At 50.2% G+C, this 20,158-nt stretch carries 14 protein-coding genes; 10 read left to right on the top strand and 4 right to left on the bottom strand.

Features of this window, described 5'->3' with window-relative positions; all coding sequences use genetic code 11:
- Positions 1-116 precede the first annotated feature (116 nt).
- Positions 117-2,141, top strand: coding sequence for a serine hydrolase domain-containing protein (locus KJS63_RS20865; RefSeq protein ID WP_213620882.1), 2,025 nt, complete (start codon positions 117-119; stop codon positions 2,139-2,141).
- Between the two features lie 147 nt (positions 2,142-2,288).
- Here the strand turns inward: KJS63_RS20865 and KJS63_RS20860 are convergent, their stop codons facing one another.
- On the bottom strand, positions 2,289-2,462 hold the full coding sequence (locus KJS63_RS20860) for a hypothetical protein (protein ID WP_187386139.1): 174 nt from the start codon (positions 2,460-2,462) through the stop codon (positions 2,289-2,291).
- A 251-nt stretch (positions 2,463-2,713) separates the two neighbouring features.
- Here KJS63_RS20860 and KJS63_RS20855 point away from each other — a divergent pair, with 251 nt between their 5' ends.
- Positions 2,714-2,884: a hypothetical protein gene (locus KJS63_RS20855; RefSeq protein ID WP_157692481.1), complete on the top strand. Its 171-nt coding sequence runs from the start codon at positions 2,714-2,716 to the stop codon at positions 2,882-2,884.
- Between the two features lie 273 nt (positions 2,885-3,157).
- Entirely contained in the window at positions 3,158-3,592 is a 435-nt protein-coding gene (locus KJS63_RS20850) for a hypothetical protein (RefSeq protein ID WP_213620881.1), read from the top strand.
- A gap of 297 nt (positions 3,593-3,889) precedes the next feature.
- Here the strand turns inward: KJS63_RS20850 and KJS63_RS20845 are convergent, their stop codons facing one another.
- On the bottom strand, positions 3,890-5,194 hold the full coding sequence (locus KJS63_RS20845) for an NCS2 family permease (protein WP_213620880.1): 1,305 nt from the start codon (positions 5,192-5,194) through the stop codon (positions 3,890-3,892).
- Positions 5,195-5,495: 301 nt separating this feature from the next.
- On the opposite strand from KJS63_RS20845, the gene KJS63_RS20840 reads away from it, so the two are divergent.
- A complete protein-coding gene (locus KJS63_RS20840) occupies positions 5,496-7,073 on the top strand; it encodes a response regulator transcription factor (protein ID WP_213620879.1) in 1,578 nt (525 codons plus the stop codon).
- Between the two features lie 77 nt (positions 7,074-7,150).
- Positions 7,151-9,994, top strand: coding sequence for a glycoside hydrolase family 3 protein (locus tag KJS63_RS20835; RefSeq protein ID WP_213620878.1), 2,844 nt, complete (start codon positions 7,151-7,153; stop codon positions 9,992-9,994).
- 75 nt (positions 9,995-10,069) lie between these two features.
- Here KJS63_RS20835 and KJS63_RS20830 read toward each other — a convergent pair whose 3' ends face one another.
- Positions 10,070-11,017, bottom strand: a complete 948-nt coding sequence (locus KJS63_RS20830) for a hypothetical protein (protein ID WP_213620877.1) — start codon at positions 11,015-11,017, stop codon at positions 10,070-10,072.
- Between the two features lie 98 nt (positions 11,018-11,115).
- Complete coding sequence (locus tag KJS63_RS20825) at positions 11,116-12,006, bottom strand: helix-turn-helix transcriptional regulator (RefSeq protein ID WP_213620876.1); 891 nt, start codon at positions 12,004-12,006, stop codon at positions 11,116-11,118.
- Between the two features lie 134 nt (positions 12,007-12,140).
- Here KJS63_RS20825 and yicI point away from each other — a divergent pair, with 134 nt between their 5' ends.
- The 5 genes from yicI to KJS63_RS20800 all read left to right on the top strand — a co-directional run bounded on the left by yicI (position 12,141) and on the right by KJS63_RS20800 (position 20,148).
- Entirely contained in the window at positions 12,141-14,462 is a 2,322-nt protein-coding gene (gene yicI / locus KJS63_RS20820) for an alpha-xylosidase (RefSeq protein WP_213620875.1), read from the top strand.
- Between the two features lie 106 nt (positions 14,463-14,568).
- Positions 14,569-16,353: a sensor histidine kinase gene (locus KJS63_RS20815; protein ID WP_213620874.1), complete on the top strand. Its 1,785-nt coding sequence runs from the start codon at positions 14,569-14,571 to the stop codon at positions 16,351-16,353.
- 145 nt (positions 16,354-16,498) lie between these two features.
- Entirely contained in the window at positions 16,499-17,443 is a 945-nt protein-coding gene (locus KJS63_RS20810) for an ABC transporter permease (RefSeq protein ID WP_244862715.1), read from the top strand.
- A gap of 15 nt (positions 17,444-17,458) precedes the next feature.
- Entirely contained in the window at positions 17,459-18,358 is a 900-nt protein-coding gene (locus tag KJS63_RS20805) for a carbohydrate ABC transporter permease (protein ID WP_213620873.1), read from the top strand.
- Between the two features lie 83 nt (positions 18,359-18,441).
- Positions 18,442-20,148, top strand: a complete 1,707-nt coding sequence (locus tag KJS63_RS20800; RefSeq protein ID WP_213620872.1) for an ABC transporter substrate-binding protein — start codon at positions 18,442-18,444, stop codon at positions 20,146-20,148.
- The last annotated feature ends 10 nt before the right edge of the window (positions 20,149-20,158 follow it).

The following is a 20,158-nucleotide window of genomic DNA, read 5'->3' as shown; positions in this document are numbered from 1 at the left end:
TCAATCTCCAGGCTCTGTCAATTTCATGCCAGAGAATGGGGCGCCGGGGACACGGTCCATTTATGATAATATTTGGAAAGGAAAAATATAACATAGAAAGGATAGAGCTGAAAGTTATGAAAATGTCTGTACCCGTTCGGGTAACATTAAGATCGCTAATAGCGGCAAGTGTCCTGGGAGCATCCATCCTTGGAGGGTCTATTAAGAGCACTGCGGCAGCTGCTGCCGGTAAGGGGCCAGAGACCGCGCAAGAGGTTGAGGCGTTCGCTGATGAGTTCTTTAAGCGGCCTGAGATTCAGTCCAAGCTCACAGGGGCCGCATTTGTCGTAGTATCCGGAGACAAGGTTCTTCTGAACAAAGGCTTCGGCTACGCAAACCTGGAGAATAAGCAGCCGATCAAACCGGATGAAACGGTGTTTCGGATGGCATCCATCACCAAGGTGTTCACTGCATCCGCAGTTATGCAGCTTGTTGAGGAAGGGAAAGTGGATCTTGAGGGGGAGGTAGCCCCTTACCTCAAGGGACTAAAGATTCCTAACCAGACGGGAAGTCCGCTTAAGGTCAAACATTTACTTACACATACTACAGGGTTTGATTTTACAGATAACTTGCTGCCAAACAGCACGGATCTGTCCAAAACGAGTTCTTTGGAGGGCTTTATTAAGGATTGGATGCCGTCAGTTGTCCGAACACCAGGCGAAGCCTACCGGTATGATAATTTTGCCTCGGATTTACAGGGATATCTGGTTCAGTCTGTTACCGGGCAGCCGTTTGAAGAGGTGGTTCGTGACCGGATCTTTAAGCCCCTACATATGAATCACAGCTCTTTTGAGATTGGAAAATTGGATCAGAAGCAGTTGGCAACCGGATACGACAGCAATAATAAACCGATATCTCCTTATACGTTTACCCCAACCATCTCCCCAGCGGGAGGAATGCTGGCCACCAGCAGCGATATCGCCCAGTTCATGCTGGCCCATTTGAATGGAGGAAAGCTCGGGAGTTCAACCATTCTGAAGCCTGAGACCGTGGCGAACATGCAGAAGGTGCATGTTGGCATCAGTCCCGAGCTGCCGAATATGGGCTATGGATTCGAAATGTTCTATCAGAAGTATTACAATGGCCAAAATGTTGTCGGTAAAAGCGGGGATCTGCCGGGGTATCATTCCTACATGTGGCTGCTGCCGGATAAAAAAGTGGGCGGATTCGTTGTCACAAACGGCGAAGCGGTTGATATGCGTACTGATTTGTTCAAAGCATTCATGGACCGTTACTATCCGGCGGACGGTAAGCCGGCAGGTGAGCTGCATTCGACGAAGCAGGAACTGGCCAGGTTTGAGGGCTCATTCCGGTATTTACGGATTCCGATGCTGATTTTTGACGTGAAGCTTGAAGATGATCATTTGATCCTAACCACTCCGCTGGGAGACGTGAAGCTGAAACAAGTAGGCAAACTGCTGTTCCAGGATGAGAACGGACGGCTCGCTGCATTCAAGGAAGATAATAAAGGGAATATTACTCATCTATACTATCTGCTTCCTGATGCATGGTCCGAAAGAATTCCGAAGACGGAAAATTATTCTGATGTCAAGCCAGATAGCCCATATGCGGCATTTATTCAGGATTTACAAAAGCGTAGAACAGTGAAGAACACTTCCTCTACCTTTGAACCACAGCGTCCAATCACCCGGGGGGAATTCTGTGCTGAGCTGGTGGGATTGATTGGCATTAAACCATCTGTTAATCCTGTCCAATTCAACGATGTTCAAGGGCATCTCTATGCGCCGCAAATTCAGATGCTGGCGGAATTTGGTGCTGCGACGGGAACGGCGCAAGGGAAATTTGAGCCTGACCGTGCCATTACCCGTCAAGAAGCGGCTCAGTTAGTCATGAAGACCTTCCAGATCTTCGTTCATTCCCCGGTAAAAGCAAAGCTTAGTGGTGAGACGGACCCTTGGGCAATAGAAGCCGTGCAATTTGTGGCTGGAGCTGGACTGTACGGTCCTGAGGTTAAGCAGGAAGCGGATGGATCGGTAAATTACCGTTCGCGGGATGTCATGCTGCGTCAGGAAGCGGCTGCGCTGCTTACCAAGGCAGTACCTTTTCTGCTTGTTGAGATGACCAAAGGCAAAAACCTGTAATTCAATAATAGATCTGTGTAAGAGAAGAACCTCTCTATCCATGATGTGGATGGGGAGGTTCTTTTCTGGTCATCTTGTAGGGATCAATGTCCTGTAAGGATCAATGTCGCTTTAGTCTTCAGTGCCTTTCAGCCGGGTATTGAGGGATTAATCTTGTGTGGATGATTTGGAGTCCTCTTCAACGTAAGCCACGGGCTTGGCCACCCATTCATCAGCTTCCGGTTCTATATCAACACCATTCTCCATTTTCTTCTGTTCGGCAAGAGAATCCCTATCGTTGTCTTGTTGGTTACGAAGCTTATCTTCAGATTGTTCTGGCATGGTAATTCCTCCTTGTAATGACTGATCTGTACAACCTTTATTTATAATTACCCGAAAGACAATTTTGCAAACGTAAGATCTGATTAGAGGGAGAAAAGGCTATTGAATGTTGAAGAGGTTAGGCTATCTAACCTGGATGTCCGCCGTGCTTGAAATAGCCCCAGTGCATACAATGTGGGTGTATACAGGGTGAATATCCCCCAATGTGGGAAGGGGTGACTGAATTGAGCCTTCAGGTAAGAAGAAGAGTCATGAATAAAAAGTATCGGATACGTCAATTGAAGAAACAAATCGAGCGGCTTACGAAGCTAGGTGGCTGCGATCATACAGGGCACCGTAACCATGGAGTTGACCAGGCTAACCGCTTCATGGAAGCGAACGTGGACAAAGTGTCCAGAGTGAGAGGTGTACGGGCTTTCTGAGGATTTTTAATCTAGAAGCAACATTGCAACCACATTGGACGTCAACTAACTTGGACATAACCGGTGGTCATTTTCGCTTTTCGATCATACAGCCGGTGTATGTTCTACATATTCAGGTAACATCGGGAAACGGCCGCTTGAGATCAAATCACAGAAAGAGACTGCGGTAGCGAAAGACCCAGCCTATTATTTCCAAAGTCACATGATATATAAAGTAATCAGCATGAAGCGGCCATAGGAAATAGGGACCGCTTTGTTGATATTGGAGGGGTTATGATGTACCGGCTCTTTATTCGGTCCTTCTTGGCAAGCTGTTTAATGTTTGTTCTGTCTGGCTGTGTAAGCCACGATGAGAAGCCTAAGCCGCCTGGCCCCACGACGCTGTCCAAGGTCTATCCCGGGGATATTGGTAAAGTGGACCAGATTATTCTTCTCGACGGTTCAACAGGAGGGAGGGAATACGTCCAGGATAAACAGGAGATTAGGGCATTTCTCGATAGGATTAAGGATGAAGTGCTTAGTCCTGACCCTAACCAAGAGGATCGGGTTGGTTTTATATACGGTATTACCCTTCAAGAAAAAGAAGAGACCAAGCTTGCTTTTACCCTTAATTCCATTCAAGGAATTTACTATCAGGATAATCCCGGCTTCAGAGAGGTTGTTAGGGGGCTCTTTGAGAAGGCGTTTAATAAGAAGTTCGGGTACTGAGACATTGTGTAGAGTGGATGCAATGCTGAAGAGAATTCTTGAAGGGGAGACGGACTGGACATAAAAGGTGATTTGGAAGCTGATTCAAGCTGATTAGGTTGATTAGTGCTGGACAAAAATGTGGTTGTTGGAAGCTAAAAAAAGGGGCTCCTCCATCGTTATGATTACGACGGGGCAGCCCCTTGCCTTGGTTATAGACCTTCAACCGTGATGTTCACTGGCTTACGTACAGGAAGTGTTCGTCTTTGTGACCGGATTTCCACCTGATAAATTTAATCCAGAAATCTGGGAACAGCTCTACATCATAGCATGAAGAACAAAGTTAGCTAAGAACAACGCGGTGATTACATACATAACCACCTTGACTTCCTTGCCCCGGCCAGCAGCAAGCTTGGCAGCAGGGTAAGCAATGAAGCCAAAAGCCATTCCGTCTACAATGCTGTAAGTGAACGGAATCATGACCATAACCAGAAAGGCGGGAAACGCCTCGGTGAAATCCGTAAAGTTCATGTCCTTTACGTTCTGCACCATCAAGCTGCCTATAATGATCAGAATAGGCGCAATTGCGCTATCTGGGATATAAGTCAGCAGCGGGATGAAGAAGAACGTGGCCCCGAACAGACACGCGGCTACCAGCGGGGACACACCGGAACGTCCTCCGGCTGCAATGCCTGCGGTCGTCTCGGCTGCGGCCACAGTAGGACTGCTGCCGAACAGGCCGGCGCCGATATTGGACAGGGAGAGCGCACGCAAGCTCCCCTTAAAGGTCTCAGGTCGGCTGATCATCCGCGTCTGTGCCCCAATCAGGCCGATATTTTCGAATACAATAATCAGAAGCAGCAGGAAGACCGCAATCCAGAAGGAAATGGTCAGAATCCCTGGATAGAAGCTTAGTTTGGAAAAAATTTCCCCATACTGCTCCAGGGGTTTGCCTTCTATCTTGGCAGCGGCGGGATGTACACCTCCCAAAATATAAGCCAAGGCCGTACCCACCAGGATGCTGATCAGCAGATCGCCCTTCACTTTGCGCACAAAGAGCACAAGAGCAAGCAGCAGGGTGACACAAGCCGTAATCACGTTCGGATCGCTGAAATGCCCTATCGTCACAAAGGTAGTCTGATGAGCAATGACAATCCCGCTTTTTTGCAGCCCGATAAAAGTCAGGAACAAGCCGATCCCTACACTGATGCCATGCTGCAGATTGTGCGGAATCGCTTCACTTATCTGTTTATAGAGTGAGGTGAAGGCCACAATGGCGAATAGCAGTCCGGCGACAGCAACAACAGCCAGCGCTTCCTGCCAACTCAGCTTCATGGAATGCACAAGAGTATAGGTGAAGAAGGCGTTTATTCCCATGCCGGGAACAACGATGATGGGTGATTTGCCAAGAAAAGCCATCAGCAGGCAGCCAGCAATCGAAGTGAGCAGCGTTCCCACCATGGCGGCTTGCAGCGGCATTCCCGCATCACTAAGAATCGATGCGTTCACCATGACTATATATACGACAGAAAAATAAGAAATCAGGCCAGCTGCGATCTCTCTTTTCCAATCGTGCTGTCCAGGCAGATACCCCAGACTTTTGGACAGCAGGTTTTGTTTCATTGTTTTGCCCCCATTCAATAAGTCAACATCACTTTACAGCAAGAGTAAGCATACAGCCGCATGCATGGATTAGCAAGCCATTTAATGTAAGTATATCCAAGGGAAGCGGGATTCCAGTACGAAGAAGGATGAAGATAGTGCAACAGAGCCTCCAGATAATGTTAGTGATGCGCCGCAAGCTTGCTTATAATGGTAATAACAGCAGTTTTTATCTTTAAATTAAAAGTTTTAACCAATCTTCTGTAAGCGCTTAATAACTTGTCTGCAATTTGATTATATGATGCGATCGGGGGGATGTGCCATGATGAAAGTAATGATCGTGGATGATGAACCAAAAGTGAGGGAGGGTCTTACCCGGTTGATTCCTTGGGAAGCTTACGGTTATATGATTGCTGGGACTGCGGCTAATGGATTTGAGGCCTTGGAGAAATATGATGAGCTGCGGCCGGATCTGGTGGTAGCCGATATCCGCATGCCCGGTATGGACGGGCTTCAGCTTATTCAGAAATTGAGGGAGCGGGATACACGGCTGCATATGATTATTCTCAGCGGATATGCGGATTTTGATTATGCCAAAAAAGCAATTAACCAGCGGGTCGACGGCTACCTTCTTAAACCGGTGGATGAGGATGAGCTAATTACTTATCTGGAATCGATCCGCTTGAAATGGGAAGCGGAGCAGGAGAAGCTGGAATGGGAGGACAGCACGACCATCCGTCAATGCGGATGGCTGATTGAGGCCTTGCTCAGCGGAAGCAAGGAAGATGCCGATACTTTTCTCGGTCAGGCGTCCTCCTGCGGCTTCGATTGGAAGGAGTATCAGGTTCTCCTTCTGGATCTTTACCCCTCCGGAGAGGGGAACCCACTCGAAATGGAAGAAGCTGCAGAGGAAATCCGTGTTTATTTCGAGGATGGGGGTTCGGGCATCAGCTTCCATTTGCATTCGTATCTTGGGATTGTTCTGAAACGACCCATTCTAGGGGAACAAATGAAGCGGGAGCTGATGCAGGAGCTTGATACAGTGCTTACCGGGCTCTGTGTTGAATTCACTGCTGCCCTGGGCACGATAGTTCGTGACCTGAAGGATATACCTGCTTCTTATGAACAGGCAAGGGAGCTGCTTCGTTCGGAATTCTTCATCGTTGGGCTGCCCGTATTAAGCCCGGACAATTTAAATCAGATCACGCCGTTGGAGACTGAGGCGGCTGCTGAGCTCAGTTCAATTGAAGATCGTCTCTATTATGCAGTCGATCTTGGTGATTCTGAGCCTGTGGCTAATCTACTGAGAACTCTCGGCCGCACCCTGGCCGCGGAGGGCAGAACAGAACAGCAAGTGAAACGGTACTTCGCTGAACTGATTACGGATCTGCTCAGCAAGCTAGCGATGCGCAACTCCGACCTTGATGGTCTTCAGAGAAAATATGCGGAATCCGTCTCCAAGCTCTATCAACAGCGAAGCTTGGAGCAGCTGATCAGGCATGCCGGGCACATCCTGACTGAAGTGTCCCGCCATATTGACCGCAGCCAGCAGCAGGATATTAAGATCATGCTGGATATGATTCACCGTAATTATGCTGATAATCTGAAGCTTGAGACCTTGGCCGGCGTGTTCAATTACAACAATGCCTACTTAGGCAAGCTGTTCAAGAATGTGACCGGTCAATATTTCAATACGTACCTCGATCAGGTCCGGATGGAGCATGCCAAGCGGATGCTTCAGGAAGGTCTTAAGGTATATCAAGTGGCAGAGCGGGTGGGGTATACGAATGTTGATTATTTTCACAGCAAATTCAAGAAATATGTCGGGACCTCCCCATCCGTTTACCGCAAAGAAACTGAGCCGGTGCGAATCAAGGAAACACATCCAATTTCTATATGAAAAGACCGCTAATTATTCAGGTACTCGTAGAGTTGTAAGGGCGGTATGATTGCTGCAAAAAAGAGAGAAGGTGCAGTATGACTTCTGCAAACGCTTACCTATATCGATTCCAGAGCCCCGATCTTCCCTTGGAGGAGCGGGTGGCTGATTTGATATCCCGCCTTACGCTTCAGGAGAAGATTGAACAAATGTGCCAGTACCAGGCTGAGGTGCCCAGATTGAACCTGGCAGCTTACAAACATGGAACCGAGGGAGCTCATGGGGTTGCCTGGCTTGGTGAAGCCACTGTATTTCCGCAAAATTCCGGGCTCGCCTGTACCTGGAACCCGGAGCTGATGAAAGAAATCGGCTCGGTCATTGCGGACGAGGCCCGGATTTATCACAAGAAGGACCCCAAGGTCAACGGACTGACCATCTGGGCTCCAACTGTAGATATGGAACGGGACCCGCGCTGGGGCAGAACGGAGGAAGCTTACGGGGAAGACCCGTACCTGACGGGACGACTTACCACTGAACTGGTCAAAGGTATGCAGGGGGAGCATCCGTTTTACTATAAGACGGTAGCTACCCTGAAGCATTTCTATGCAAACAACAACGAAGTGAACCGTGGAAGCGCATCGGTAAGCATTGACCCGCGCAACAAACGGGAGTATTACCTCAAGGCCTTTGAGCCAGCCTTTCGAGAAGGCAGGGCAGGTTCAATGATGACGGCCTACAATGCGGTTAACGGAGTTCCCTGCAACGTGAATCCCGAAGTGAACCACATCGTTAAAGGGGAATGGGGCATGGATGGCTTTGTGGTAGGAGATGCCGGAGATGTACTGGGTACGGTGAACGACCATCGTTATGTTCATTCTTATGCCGAAGCCGTAGCGAGATCGGTGAAGAGCGGGATCGACAGTATTACGGATGACCAGGAAATTGTCGTCCGGGCGCTGCAGGATGCTCTAGAGCAGGGACTCCTGGAGGAGGCCGATCTGGACAGAGCGCTGCAGAATACCTTCCGGGTGCGGTTTAGGCTGGGTGAATTTGATCCCGTGGACCGGAACCCTTATGCTGCGGTGGATGAATCCCTGCTCTGCGCTGAAGCCCATTCCCGGTTGTCGCAAAGAGCTGCCAAGGAAAGCATAGTTTTGCTGAAAAATGATAACCTGCTCCCGCTGGGCAAGGAGCTGGGAAGTCTGGCTGTCATTGGCCCCTTGGCGGATGAGGTGCTCACGGATTGGTACAGTGGAACTCCAAGCTACCGGATCACCCCGCTTCAAGGCATCGCCAAGAAGATGAAGCATGCCACAATCCGTTACTGCAGCGGAAGTGACCGGGTCCGTCTGCGTTCTCTTGCGACAGGCCGGTATGTCGCTATAGGCACCGGGGAAGCCGAAGCTTGCGAGCGGCTTGCAGCTCTGCACCAAGAGGCGGAGCAGGCGGCGGTGTTCAGCCGGACCGACTGGGGCTGGGGCAGCGAGACACTCCGTGAGGAAGCGGGCGGCAGGTTCGTTACCGAGAGGGACGACGGATACTTGTATGCCTCCGCTGAGGAAGTTCGGGGCTGGTTCGTGAAGGAAGCCGTGAGCTTGGAAAGTGGTGCGGATGGAACATGCCATTTCAAGAATTGGCAGGGACGAGAGGTGTGTGCCGGGGAGGACGGAAGCCTGAAGGTGAACACCGGGGCCCCAGTTGATAACTCCCAAGGGGATTTCTCGGTAGAGGTCGTCAGCGATGGAATTGCCGAAGCGGTGAAGGCGGCCAAAGCTTCGGACGCAGCCATTATTTTTGCAGGCAATATTCCGTTTCTTAACGGCAAAGAGGAAGTAGACCGCCAGGATATTACACTGCCTCCGGCGCAGCAGCGTTTGATTCAGGCTGTGCTGGACGCAAATCCCAATACAGTGGTGGTGCTGGTCAGCAGCTACCCTTATGCGGTGAAGTGGGAGCAGGAGCACATTCCGTCCATCCTGTATACGTCACATGCCGGACCCGAGCTAGGCTCCGCGGTTGCGGACGTATTGTTCGGGGATTACAATCCTGGCGGACGCCTCGCCATGACCTGGTACCGTTCCCAAGACCAGCTGCCTGACATCATGGACTACGATTTGATCAAGGGGAAGCGTACTTATCAATACTTTGAGGGACCTGTCCTGTATCCGTTCGGCCACGGGCTCTCCTACACAACATTTAACTACACTGAATTTAATGTGAGTTCATCTCTTATGAGTCAGGATGGGGAGATTGAGGTCACCGTTTCCGTGAAGAACGAGGGCCATCTAACAGGAGAAGAAGTGGTGCAGCTGTATGTCCGGGCGGATAGGTCCCGCGTTCCGAGACCGATCAAATCATTGCGGGGCTTCAAAAGGCTGGAGCTTGAGCCGGGTGAGAAGGCGGAGGTAGGCTTCCGGCTGAAGGCAGAGGATCTGGCCTTCTGGGATGTAACGCGTGATGGTTATGCGGTGGAGCCGGGAACCTATACGGTCATGGTCGGCAGTTCATCCCAGACGATTCATGCTTCAACGGCGATCACCGTTGAGGGGGAGCCCATTCCTCCAAGATCGTTCAGCCGGGATGTGTTGGCGGAGAACTTTGACGACTATGAAGCCGTGTACTTGGACGAGTGCAGCGAGGGCGGAACTTGTGTCCGGGTGAAGGGCGAGGAAGGCTGGATTTCATTCTGGGACGTGGGGCTGGCTGTTCGTGAAGGGAGAGACCTGGTGGTGCGGGCCGCCGGATCGGCACCCGGCGCAGTTCTTGAAGTCAGGTTGGAAGAGGCCGATGGCCCCTTGATGGGAGCTGCTCCCGTGCCTCCAACCGGAGGCAGCCAGGCTTGGACCACTCTTCGAATTCCTTTGAAGGAGACTTCCGGTCGCTATAAAGTTTTCCTTGTTCTAAAAGGTGAGGTATCCATCAGCAGATTTAGGTTGGAATAGAGGGCAGTTCATCCCAATGCCCAAGCATTAACAAAGCGGCTTCCCCTGATAACGGGAAGCCGCTTTGTTTGATTTTTATGAGTGGACATCTGAGCTGGTTGTACGATCAGCCTGCGTGGGCTGTTTAGGCTGGGTCACAGCAAGATCAGCTTTATAGCCTGCTGGAATATAAGTTGTAACACTGACCTGAGTGATAACCTGGGCATTCAGGCTGCCTTTCTTGGGCTGGACAACTTTAGTATAAATTATCGCTTGTTTGCGATCGTGGTCAAACGAGATGGAAGCGATCTGCAGTCCGTAACCCGGGCTCGGGGCTGCAGCACTTACGGTGATTTTGTTGATTTTGTCATCCATGGCCTGGGAGTTTAGAGTGTAGTCCTGAAGCGGGGCCCCACTTGCTTCAAGCTCATCTTGCATCCTGTGAATAAAATCCACACTTTCGTTAAGCCAGCGGGTGGCAAGGCTCTGGGTAACCGGGGATTTCGGGTTGAAGCCCAGCTTGTCGTCAAGCAGGGAAACTCCGCTGTTCAGCAGGTACTGAATGCTGTCCATGTAAGCGGGGGTGATAGAATCCCCGTCTTTGATCACGTTGTAGCGCATAATTGTTGGATAATTACCGCTAAGATGAATGGCCTGGGACAGCAGGTTCGCATACTGCTCGCGGGTCATGGATTGATCCGCCTGCACATCCTTCGGGATGCTGAGCCCGTTCACTTGGGCGATTATAAACGCTTCAGAGTACCATGCGGAATCCTGAAGCTTTGTGAAATAATCGGATACCTTGGGTTCCTTAATGAAGTTATACCCGTCCAGGGATAGATTAAAATGGCTGACAATCGCAGTTATAGCTGAAGCGTAGTCCAGCTTGCCCTGGGGATCGAGCTTGCCTCCCGGAGTCTGGATAACCTGAAGCTTGCCGGCCGAAGGTTCTGTTGTGTTCACATCGGCGAGCGCGCTGGCTGGAATGGCTGCGCCCAGGATAACAACCAGGCTGAGCAGCATCATGCTGAATTTTTGTTTCATCTCTATTCTCTCTCCTCGCTGGAGTAATTTTCTACCCTAACAGACGGGCCTTCCGGGAGAAAGGTTGCAGCTTGCAGGCGAGTCTGAGCCCCCTGCGATCAGGGGGATATTCCTTTGCGAAAAGCCGACGGAGGGCATTTCATGATTTTCCGGAATACCCGGATAAAGTAGCTGATATTATCAAAGCCCACTTCGAGGGCAATATCGGAAATTTTCTTATCCTCCACTCTCAGCATTTCTGCCGCCTGTCTGATCCGGTAGCTGTTGATGTAATCCACCGGGGTCTGGCCGGTCATAGATTTGAAGAAGCGGCAGAACTGGCCTTCACTCATCGGGATCAGGTCTGCCAGCTCCTGCAGACGGATTGGCCGGTCATAGTGCTGCTGAATGTGCAGAATCACCTTCTTCAGACGCTCAAGCTTGACGGCTGAACCGGAGCGGTTGAGGCTGCGGTCACAGGCCATTCCGCTGACGGCCAGCTCTTGAAGCATAAGCAGCAGCCTGCCTTTCACGGCCGCTTCATATCCTGGAGGCTTCACGGTGCAGGCTGTCATCATGGCTTGAATATGCTTGAGCAGTTCCTGGCCAGCTGACCCGGAAGGCTGAATCAAGCGGGGGAAGGTGACCCGCCGCTCCTGAAAGGGCAGGATCACTTGATCCTGAATGATGTCGTATTGGGCACTAGTGAGTAAGCCGGCGCCAAAGACGAGAGCAAAGAACTTGCAGCCGGCGCCGCCCAACGCATGACCGGCATGGATATCTCCGCCGTCGATGAAGACCGCTTCGCCGGCTCGAACCGGAAAGTGCTCCTCATCCAACTGGAAGAGCACTTCACCCTCGAGCACCAGGAAGATTTCGGACTCCTCGTGCCAATGGCAGTCCAGCACATGTTCACCCGGACCGTATTCCATGTGGTACGCTCCGAAGGGCTGAAGATGACCGCTGTGAATGCGGCTTTCTTTTAACGTGCTTTTCAGCTGGGGGTCCATATCATTCACCTCGTCAATATTGTGTTATATAACCGTTCAATAATATAAGTTTTGCCTAGCAGATATCAGTATAATGCGAGTATAACGCTTTCATTGAAATTTGTAAAAGTATACAGAAAAGGCAGTGAGGACAAATGAAATTCACCGATGGCAACTGGCTGATCAAAGAAGGTTATACGCTGGATAATGCAGTACAAGTCCACGATTGTGAGGTAACCGGGAGGACCTTGACCGCTTATGTATCGACAACGCCACTGAACGGACGGGGCACGATGATTAATACGACCCTGCTGACCGTGAAATTTCATTCTCCGGCACCTGGTGTAATCGGAGTTAAGCTGATTCACTTCGACGGAATCCGGGACGCGGGACCAAACTTTGAGCTTCATACGGACAGCACACATCCGGTTACCGTTATGGAGAATGAGCAGGAGGCCGTCTTAACAAGCGGGAACCTGAGTGTGAAAGTGTCCAAGGGAAACCAGTGGTCTTTTGACTTCTATAGGGGTACACAGCGGTTGACCGGCAGCGGGTTTAAGTCTGCAGCTCATATCACGGACAGCCAGGGGCGGACTTATATGCGGGAAGAGCTTGATCTGGGCGTGGGCGAATGGGTGTACGGATTAGGAGAACGCTTCACCGCATTTCAACGGAATGGGCAAATCGTCGATATTTGGAACCAGGATGGAGGGACGAGCTCGGAGCAGGCGTACAAAAATATCCCGTTCTATCTAACCAATAAAGGTTATGGGGTATTCGTGAACCATCCGGGTCTGGTCTCTTACGAGATCGCCTCTGAGAAGGTGAAGAAGGTCCAGTTCAGCATAACCGGAGAGTCTATGGAATATTACGTCATCGATGGCCCTTCGCCCAAAGAAGTGCTTGGACGGTATACCAGTCTGACAGGGAAGCCTGCACTTCCGCCAGCCTGGACCTTCGGGCTGTGGTTGTCGACTTCATTCACGACAAACTATGATGAAGAGACAGTGAACACTTTCGTTGACGGGATGGCGGAAAGAGGCGTGCCGCTGCATGTGTTCCATTTTGACTGCTTCTGGATGAAGGAATTTCACTGGTCGGATTTCAAATGGGATGAACGTGTATTCCCGGATCCTAGGGGCATGCTGGCAAGACTCAAGGCCAAAGGGCTTAAGATCTGTGTATGGATCAATCCGTATATTGGACAGCGCTCGCGCCTGTTCGAGGAAGGGAAGCGGCTTGGTTACCTGGTGAATAAGCCGAACGGGGATGTGTGGCAGTGGAACCTATGGCAGCCGGGCATGGGTCTGGTTGACTTCACGAATCCAGCTGCTTGCGAGTGGTATGCAGGTTATCTCCGGGAATTGGTGGATATGGGAGTAGACAGCTTTAAGACTGATTTCGGGGAGAGAATCCCGGTGGATGTCGTGTATGATGACGGTTCTGACCCAGAGAAGATGCACAACTACTACACATATTTGTACAACAAGGTGGTATTCGGCGTGCTTCAGGAGAAATTAGGCCCACGGGAAGCAGCCGTATTCGCCCGCTCCGCCACGGCCGGGAGCCAGCAGTTTCCGGTACACTGGGGCGGCGACTGCTATGCGGACTACGAGTCCATGGCAGAGAGCCTCCGCGGCGGCTTGTCCCTAGGACTATCCGGCTTCGGCTACTGGAGCCATGATATCGGAGGGTTTGAGAACACGGCCCCGGCCCATGTGTTCAAGCGGTGGCTGGCTTTCGGCCTGCTCTCCAGCCACAGCCGGCTGCACGGCAGCTCCTCCTACCGTGTGCCTTGGGCCTACGATGAGGAAGCGGTGGTGGTCACTCGCTTTTTCACAAAGCTGAAGTGCCGGCTCATGCCTTATCTGTATCAATCCGCGGTACAGGCATCGGAGCAGGGGGTACCGATGATGCGGGCCATGCTGCTGGAGTTCCCGGATGATCCGGCCTGTGAACCGCTGGATCGTCAATACATGCTTGGCGACAGCCTTCTGGTCGCACCTGTATTCAGTGAGCAGGGAGAGGTTCAATATTATATTCCAGAGGGGAACTGGACCCATCTGCTGACAGGCGCGGTAGTTACCGGCGGGCGCTGGTTTAAGGAAACCCATGATTTCCTAAGTCTGCCGCTGTATGTCCGGCCGAATTCCATTGTGGCCTTTGGCAGAGAGGATACGGAGGTGGATTACGATCTGGCAGACGAAGTCAAGCTCGTAATTTATGAGCTCGGTGATGGTTCATCAGCACAGACTTCTGTATTCGGCACTAGCGGGGAGAAGGAGCTTGAGGTCTCCGCCCGCAGGGACGGCAATAACATTTATCTGGAAGCTACGGGTGCAGGCAAGGCGTTCCGGGTTGTCTTAAACGGCAACAATGCTCTGAGCATCGTGGAAGGACCGGCAGAGCAGCAAGGGCATGAGGTCTACGTTCAACCGGGCTGGACCGAAGTTTCCCTGCGGTTAACTTTATCCTAAATAGAAGTTCATAGTAGAAGAGGCTCCTTTTTATTAGCCAAAAAAGGGGGCCTCTTTTGCTTCTGATATAATAGAAACTGACAATTTATAGATTAGGGGGATCTTTATGTTAGAGCGGATGGCAAGATTGTCCAACAACCTGAAGATGAAAAACAAGCTGATTCTGTCCTTTATTCTTATTGTAATGGTGCCTGTCCTGATTATTGGAGGTACCGTTACTTTTTATTTCCGGGAACAGGCGCTGGATAACGCGATCGATCAAGCGACAAACAATGTTGAGAAGATCAAGACCCAGACGCTGAATATGCTTCGCGTACCTACTGATATTTCCAATAGTCTACTCTTCGACGAGGGCTTGAAAGAGCTGGTAAATACCCGCTATGAGGGTGCGCTTGATTTGACAAAGAGTTATTTGTCCTACACGAAATTTAAAGATTATGTCCGTCAGTATAAAGAAATTTCAGGCATCCGCTTCTACATGGACAATCCTACGCTAGTAAACAACCTGGAATATATCCCTCTTGATGAGCAGATCAAAAAGACTCACTGGTATCAGAAGACTGCAGCCAGCAAAAACATCGGCTGGTTCTATATTCCCGATGAGGAGGCTTCCCCGGTGCACAAGCTGAGCTTGGTCAGGAAAGTAATCTTTCCCGAATACCATTCCAGCGGTATCCTGATGGTCGAGATGAATCAGGGAGAGCTTAACGGCATGCTTAGGCAGGAACAGTTCGATACATATATTGCTGATGAACAAGGATACGTAATCGCCGCGAGCAAGCCGGTCATGGTGGGAAAGCTGATGAAGGACTTGAGCTTGGGCCTGGGCACAGATACGGAATACAAGGGAGCCTACAAGAAGGTTCTTAATGATAAAGCTTCCTATGTCATCACCGACAACCTGACACCGGACGCCAGCATGAACGGCCTGCGGATTATCTCTGTATTTACAACCGAGAGCATAGTGAAGGATGCCAACCATGTAAGTATGATGGGGTTCTGGTTCATGCTGCTTGTGCTCGTAATCGCCCTAATCTTTGTATACATTGTTTCGGTTTTAACCACAGGGAGGCTGCTTCGGCTCAGCCGCCAGCTTAACCAAGTGGCGCTTGGCAAGTTCGATGTCGTGTCGACAATCGATGGCAATGACGAGATCGGACAGCTGTCCCGTCAATTCAATTATATGGTCAGCAGCATCCAGCAGCTGATGCGGCAGGTAGTAGAGAAGACGGAGCACAACCAGGCGCTTGAAATCGCCCAGAAGGAAATTACGCTTAAAATGATGGCAAGCCAGATCAATCCTCATTTTCTATTTAACGCACTGGAATCCATCCGGATGAACGCCCTACTTAAAGGAGACAGGGAAATTGCTCAAGTTGTCCGACTGCTGGGCAAGCTGATGCGCAAGAACCTGGAGGCTGGAAGAGAGAAGACAACCCTCCAGGAGGAGGTTGAAATGATCAGGTCTTATCTGGAAATTCAGAAATTCCGTTATGAGGAACGGCTTGACTATACGATCATCGTGGATACAAATGCGGACAAGGTTATGATTCCGCCGCTCATTATTCAGCCTCTGGTGGAGAATGCGGTTGTGCATGGCATGGAGGACAAGCCAGACGGGGTTCAGGTGAATGTCCGGATACAGGAGATCGGGCAGGGCAGTATCCGGATTGAGGTTGAAGACAATGGGACCGGGATTACAGAGGAACGGATGGATGAGATCGTTAGGTATATCTCTGGTCCGGAGGATAAGGAGAAGCGGAGTATTGGACTAAGGAATGTGCATCAGCGGTTATGTATGGTATTCGGCCCCTCGGCCGGACTACATATTCGGAGCAAAGCGGGAATCGGGACAACGATATATTTTGAAATTCCGGCAAAGGAAGCTTAATCTCTAATTTTTATATGGTTTTCAGTCAAATCTGTCGGGTATTTCGGCAGCGCCTGCCCCTATACAATTGGAGTATAGATGAGGGGGGAAACCAGACGTGAAAACGCTAACAACAACCAACAACCTCCAGGCTGAAGGCGTAAGCTTGAAGAACCCGCAGAAGGAGAAAAAGCCGAAGAAGGGAAGCTTGTGGCGAAGTGTCGTCAGGCAGAAGTACTTGTATATGATGTCCATCCCGTTTGTAATTTGGCTCTTCATATTCAGTTATGTCCCATTGTGGGGATGGACAATGGCCTTTCAGAACTACAAGCCTGCACGGGCCTTTTCGGAGCAGAAGTGGGTGGGATTCAAGAATTTCATTGAGCTTTTTCAGGACGAGCGCTTCTATCTGGTGCTGAGGAATACCCTTGCTATGAGCATCATGGGAATTGTCGCCGGATTCATTGTGCCGATTGTGTTTGCCATTCTGCTCAATGAGCTGAGGTCCATCAGGTTCAAGCGGACGGTTCAGACGATATCTTATCTTCCACACTTCGTCTCATGGGTGGTAGTAGCAGGGATTATTACGAAGCTGCTCTCTATCGACGGCGGAATTGTGAATGAGATCCTTATCTCTCTTCACATTGTGGATCAACCGATCCAGTTCATGGCTAAGGGAAACTGGTTTTGGGGAATTGTAACCGCTTCCGACTTGTGGAAAGAGACGGGGTGGAATGCAATTATCTATCTGGCGGCCATCACCGGAATAGACAAGGAACTCTATGAAGCGGCACGGGTAGATGGAGCAGGCCGCTTCAGACAGATGTGGAACATTACTCTGCCAGGAATCCGGCCGACCATTATGGTTCTGCTTATCCTGTCGATCGGACACCTGACCAGCATTGGGTTTGAGAAGCAGATGCTGATGGGGAATAGTCTCGTGACGGATTACTCAGAGGTGCTGGACTTATATGCGCTGAAGTACGGGATTCAAATCAACCGTTTCTCCTATGGTACAGCCATCGGGATGTTCAATTCGGTGGTCAGCATTATTCTCCTCTTCACCGCCAACGGACTGTTCAAGAAATTCACGAAAGAAAGCGTTATGTAGAGAGGAGAGAGGAATATGGCGGACCGGGCATTTAATTCAACCCGATCAGAGAAATTGTTTGATATCTTCAATTATTTCTTTCTAACCGTTGTACTGATTGTGACACTCTATCCCTTTTTAAATGTTCTGGCGATATCACTTAATGATTCCACCGATACGGTTCGCGGCGGCATTTACCTTTGGCCCAGAGCGTTCACGTTGGAGAACTATCAGACGATTTTCAACTATACAGGGCTTGTTCAGGGCCTGAAGATTTCGTTGCTCCGCACGATTGTAGGAACTGTACTTGGTCTGATCGCAGCGTCGATGCTGGCTTTTACCCTTAGCAGGGTGGATTTCCGGGGCAGAAAATTTATCTCTACCTTCGTCGCGCTTACGATGTACTTCTCAGGGGGGATTGTTCCCGTCTACATTCTGATGCGGGATCTTAATTTGATCGGCACGTTCTGGGTATACATTCTGCCAGGGCTTGTCAGCGGGTTCAACGTTTTCATTATCCGGTCGTTTATTGACGGCCTTCCCTATGCCCTTCAGGAATCAGCCAAGCTGGACGGGGCTAATGATTTCACGATTTATTACAGAATCATCCTCCCTCTCTGCAAACCGGTTCTGGCCACCATTGCGCTGTTCCTGGCTGTAGGGCAGTGGAATTCATGGTTCGATACGTATCTGTACAATGGAACCAAGCAGCAGTGGACTACGCTTCAGTATGAATTGATGAAAGTGCTGCAGAGCACACAGCAGGGCGGGAATATGGTCAATGCCAACGATCTGGCGACTCAGATGGCCCATGTCTCACCGGATTCAATCAAAATGGCGATTACGATTGTGGTCACCGTTCCGATTCTTCTGGTATATCCATTTCTTCAACGTTATTTTGTGGGCGGAATGACCCTTGGGGCAGTAAAAGCCTAACGGTTCATAGGTTGAACACGGTGAATTCAGCCCGTCAGGCTGATCACATACACAAGCGACTTAATATGGCAAGGGGGATAAAAATGAAGATTAGCAAAGCGTCAAGACTCGTAGCGCTGGTTCTGGCAGGTTCGTTAATGCTGGCTGGCTGCTCAAGCTCCAAGGACAATACAGGGGCAGCAGATACGGGCAAAGCCGGGGATACGGAGTCCACAGCTCCAGTGACCTTTACCTTCTTCGGTGCGGATGCAAGTCCCAATTGGAACAACATGAAGGATGATGTGGGACAGGAGATCACGAAGAAGACCGGGGTTACCATTAATGCGGAGTATGATGTCGGCAGCGGGGGCGGCGACAATAAAGTCTCCCTGATGGCGGCCAGCGGGGAGTATCCCGATATGATATTTGCCAAGGGTAATCTGGGCATGCTGGTTGATGCTGGAGCGATGATTGATCTGACTGATTTGATCGAGAAGCATGCTCCGAATTTGAAAAAGATTTATAGCAGCAACATGAACCGGCTGAAGTACAGCAATGAGGACCCGAAGATTTATTCGATTCCGACGAATGCCGGCGTGGATAACGTGGTGTTTGATGCTACCGGTGGCTTCGAGATTCAGCATCGTGTTCTGAAGGAGCTGGGATATCCCAAGGTCAGAACGCTGAAGGATTATGAGAACGTGCTCAAGCAGTACGTGGCCAAGCATCCGACAACCAATGGACAGCCTACAATTCCGCTTACACTTAATGCGGATGATTGGAAGATCATGATCACAGTGACGAACCCGGCCTTCCTGGCGACCGGAGCTCCGGACGACGGGGAGTATTATATCGACCCGGCAACTTATGAGGCGAAGCTTCATTATAAGCGTCCGGAAGAGAAGGAGTACTTCCGCTGGTTGAACCATATGTATACTGAAGGTCTGCTGGACAAAGATACGTTTATTCAAAAGGACGATCAGTATAAGGCTAAAATTTCAAGCGGACGGGTGCTCGGCCTGATTGACCAGGAATGGGATTACCAGGATGCTGAGAATGCCCTTAAAAGCTCAGGCAAGAACGAGTACACTTATGCCCACTTCCCTGTAACCATTTCCGAGGACATTAAAGATAAATCGATGCAATCTACAGGGTTTGACGGATATGGCATTGGGATTACAACTTCCTGTAAAGATCCGGTCCGTGCTATTAAATTCCTCGATTGGCTGGCTTCAGATGAAGGTCAGGTTCTCCGCAACTGGGGAATTGAAGGGAAGCACTATAAGGTGGAGAACGGCAAGCGGGTTATTCCTCAAGATGTGCAGAACCGGAAGGTCAACGATGCCTCCAACTTCGCAAAGGAGACAGGAATTGGATTGTATGCAGCTTTCAGTGCGCGGTATGGTGACGGTGTGAAGGATTCCACAGGCAACTATTACACCACAAACTTCCCTGAACAGATTGTAGCCAGTTATTCAGATGCAGAAAAGGAATCATTGAAGGCATACAAGGCCACTACTTGGAAAGATCTGTTCCCAAGCGAGAAGGAATTTCCGGTTAAGGAATGGGGAGCTGCTTACAACATGACGGTGCCTACAGACGGGGAATACCAGGTCATCTTCAAGAAGACCCAGGATATTATTCGCAAAAGCATTCCGGAAGCCATTCTCAGCAAACCGGGAGATTTCGACCGGGTCTATGACAACTTCCTGGCGAGTCTCGACAAGGCTGGCGCTCCTAAAATGGAAGCCGAATATACCAAGCTGGTCAAAGCCAGAGTTGCGCTTTGGACTGGTAAAGATGTGAAATAATGAAGCAGGA

The organism is Paenibacillus sp. J22TS3 (assembly GCF_018403205.1).
Taxonomy (GTDB): domain Bacteria; phylum Bacillota; class Bacilli; order Paenibacillales; family Paenibacillaceae; genus Fontibacillus; species Fontibacillus tuaregi.
Note: the sequence above shows the minus strand (reverse complement) of the source record. Positions and strands in the feature narration are given on the sequence as shown.

Coding starts and splice junctions, on each gene's coding strand:
- KJS63_RS20865 (WP_213620882.1), top strand. CDS start 117: ATGAAAATGTCTGTACCCGTTCGGGTAACATTAAGATCGCTAATAGCG.
- KJS63_RS20860 (WP_187386139.1), bottom strand. CDS start 2,462: ATGCCAGAACAATCTGAAGATAAGCTTCGTAACCAACAAGACAACGAT.
- KJS63_RS20855 (WP_157692481.1), top strand. CDS start 2,714: ATGAATAAAAAGTATCGGATACGTCAATTGAAGAAACAAATCGAGCGG.
- KJS63_RS20850 (WP_213620881.1), top strand. CDS start 3,158: ATGATGTACCGGCTCTTTATTCGGTCCTTCTTGGCAAGCTGTTTAATG.
- KJS63_RS20845 (WP_213620880.1), bottom strand. CDS start 5,194: ATGAAACAAAACCTGCTGTCCAAAAGTCTGGGGTATCTGCCTGGACAG.
- KJS63_RS20840 (WP_213620879.1), top strand. CDS start 5,496: ATGATGAAAGTAATGATCGTGGATGATGAACCAAAAGTGAGGGAGGGT.
- KJS63_RS20835 (WP_213620878.1), top strand. CDS start 7,151: ATGACTTCTGCAAACGCTTACCTATATCGATTCCAGAGCCCCGATCTT.
- KJS63_RS20830 (WP_213620877.1), bottom strand. CDS start 11,017: ATGAAACAAAAATTCAGCATGATGCTGCTCAGCCTGGTTGTTATCCTG.
- KJS63_RS20825 (WP_213620876.1), bottom strand. CDS start 12,006: ATGGACCCCCAGCTGAAAAGCACGTTAAAAGAAAGCCGCATTCACAGC.
- yicI (WP_213620875.1), top strand. CDS start 12,141: ATGAAATTCACCGATGGCAACTGGCTGATCAAAGAAGGTTATACGCTG.
- KJS63_RS20815 (WP_213620874.1), top strand. CDS start 14,569: ATGTTAGAGCGGATGGCAAGATTGTCCAACAACCTGAAGATGAAAAAC.
- KJS63_RS20805 (WP_213620873.1), top strand. CDS start 17,459: ATGGCGGACCGGGCATTTAATTCAACCCGATCAGAGAAATTGTTTGAT.
- KJS63_RS20800 (WP_213620872.1), top strand. CDS start 18,442: ATGAAGATTAGCAAAGCGTCAAGACTCGTAGCGCTGGTTCTGGCAGGT.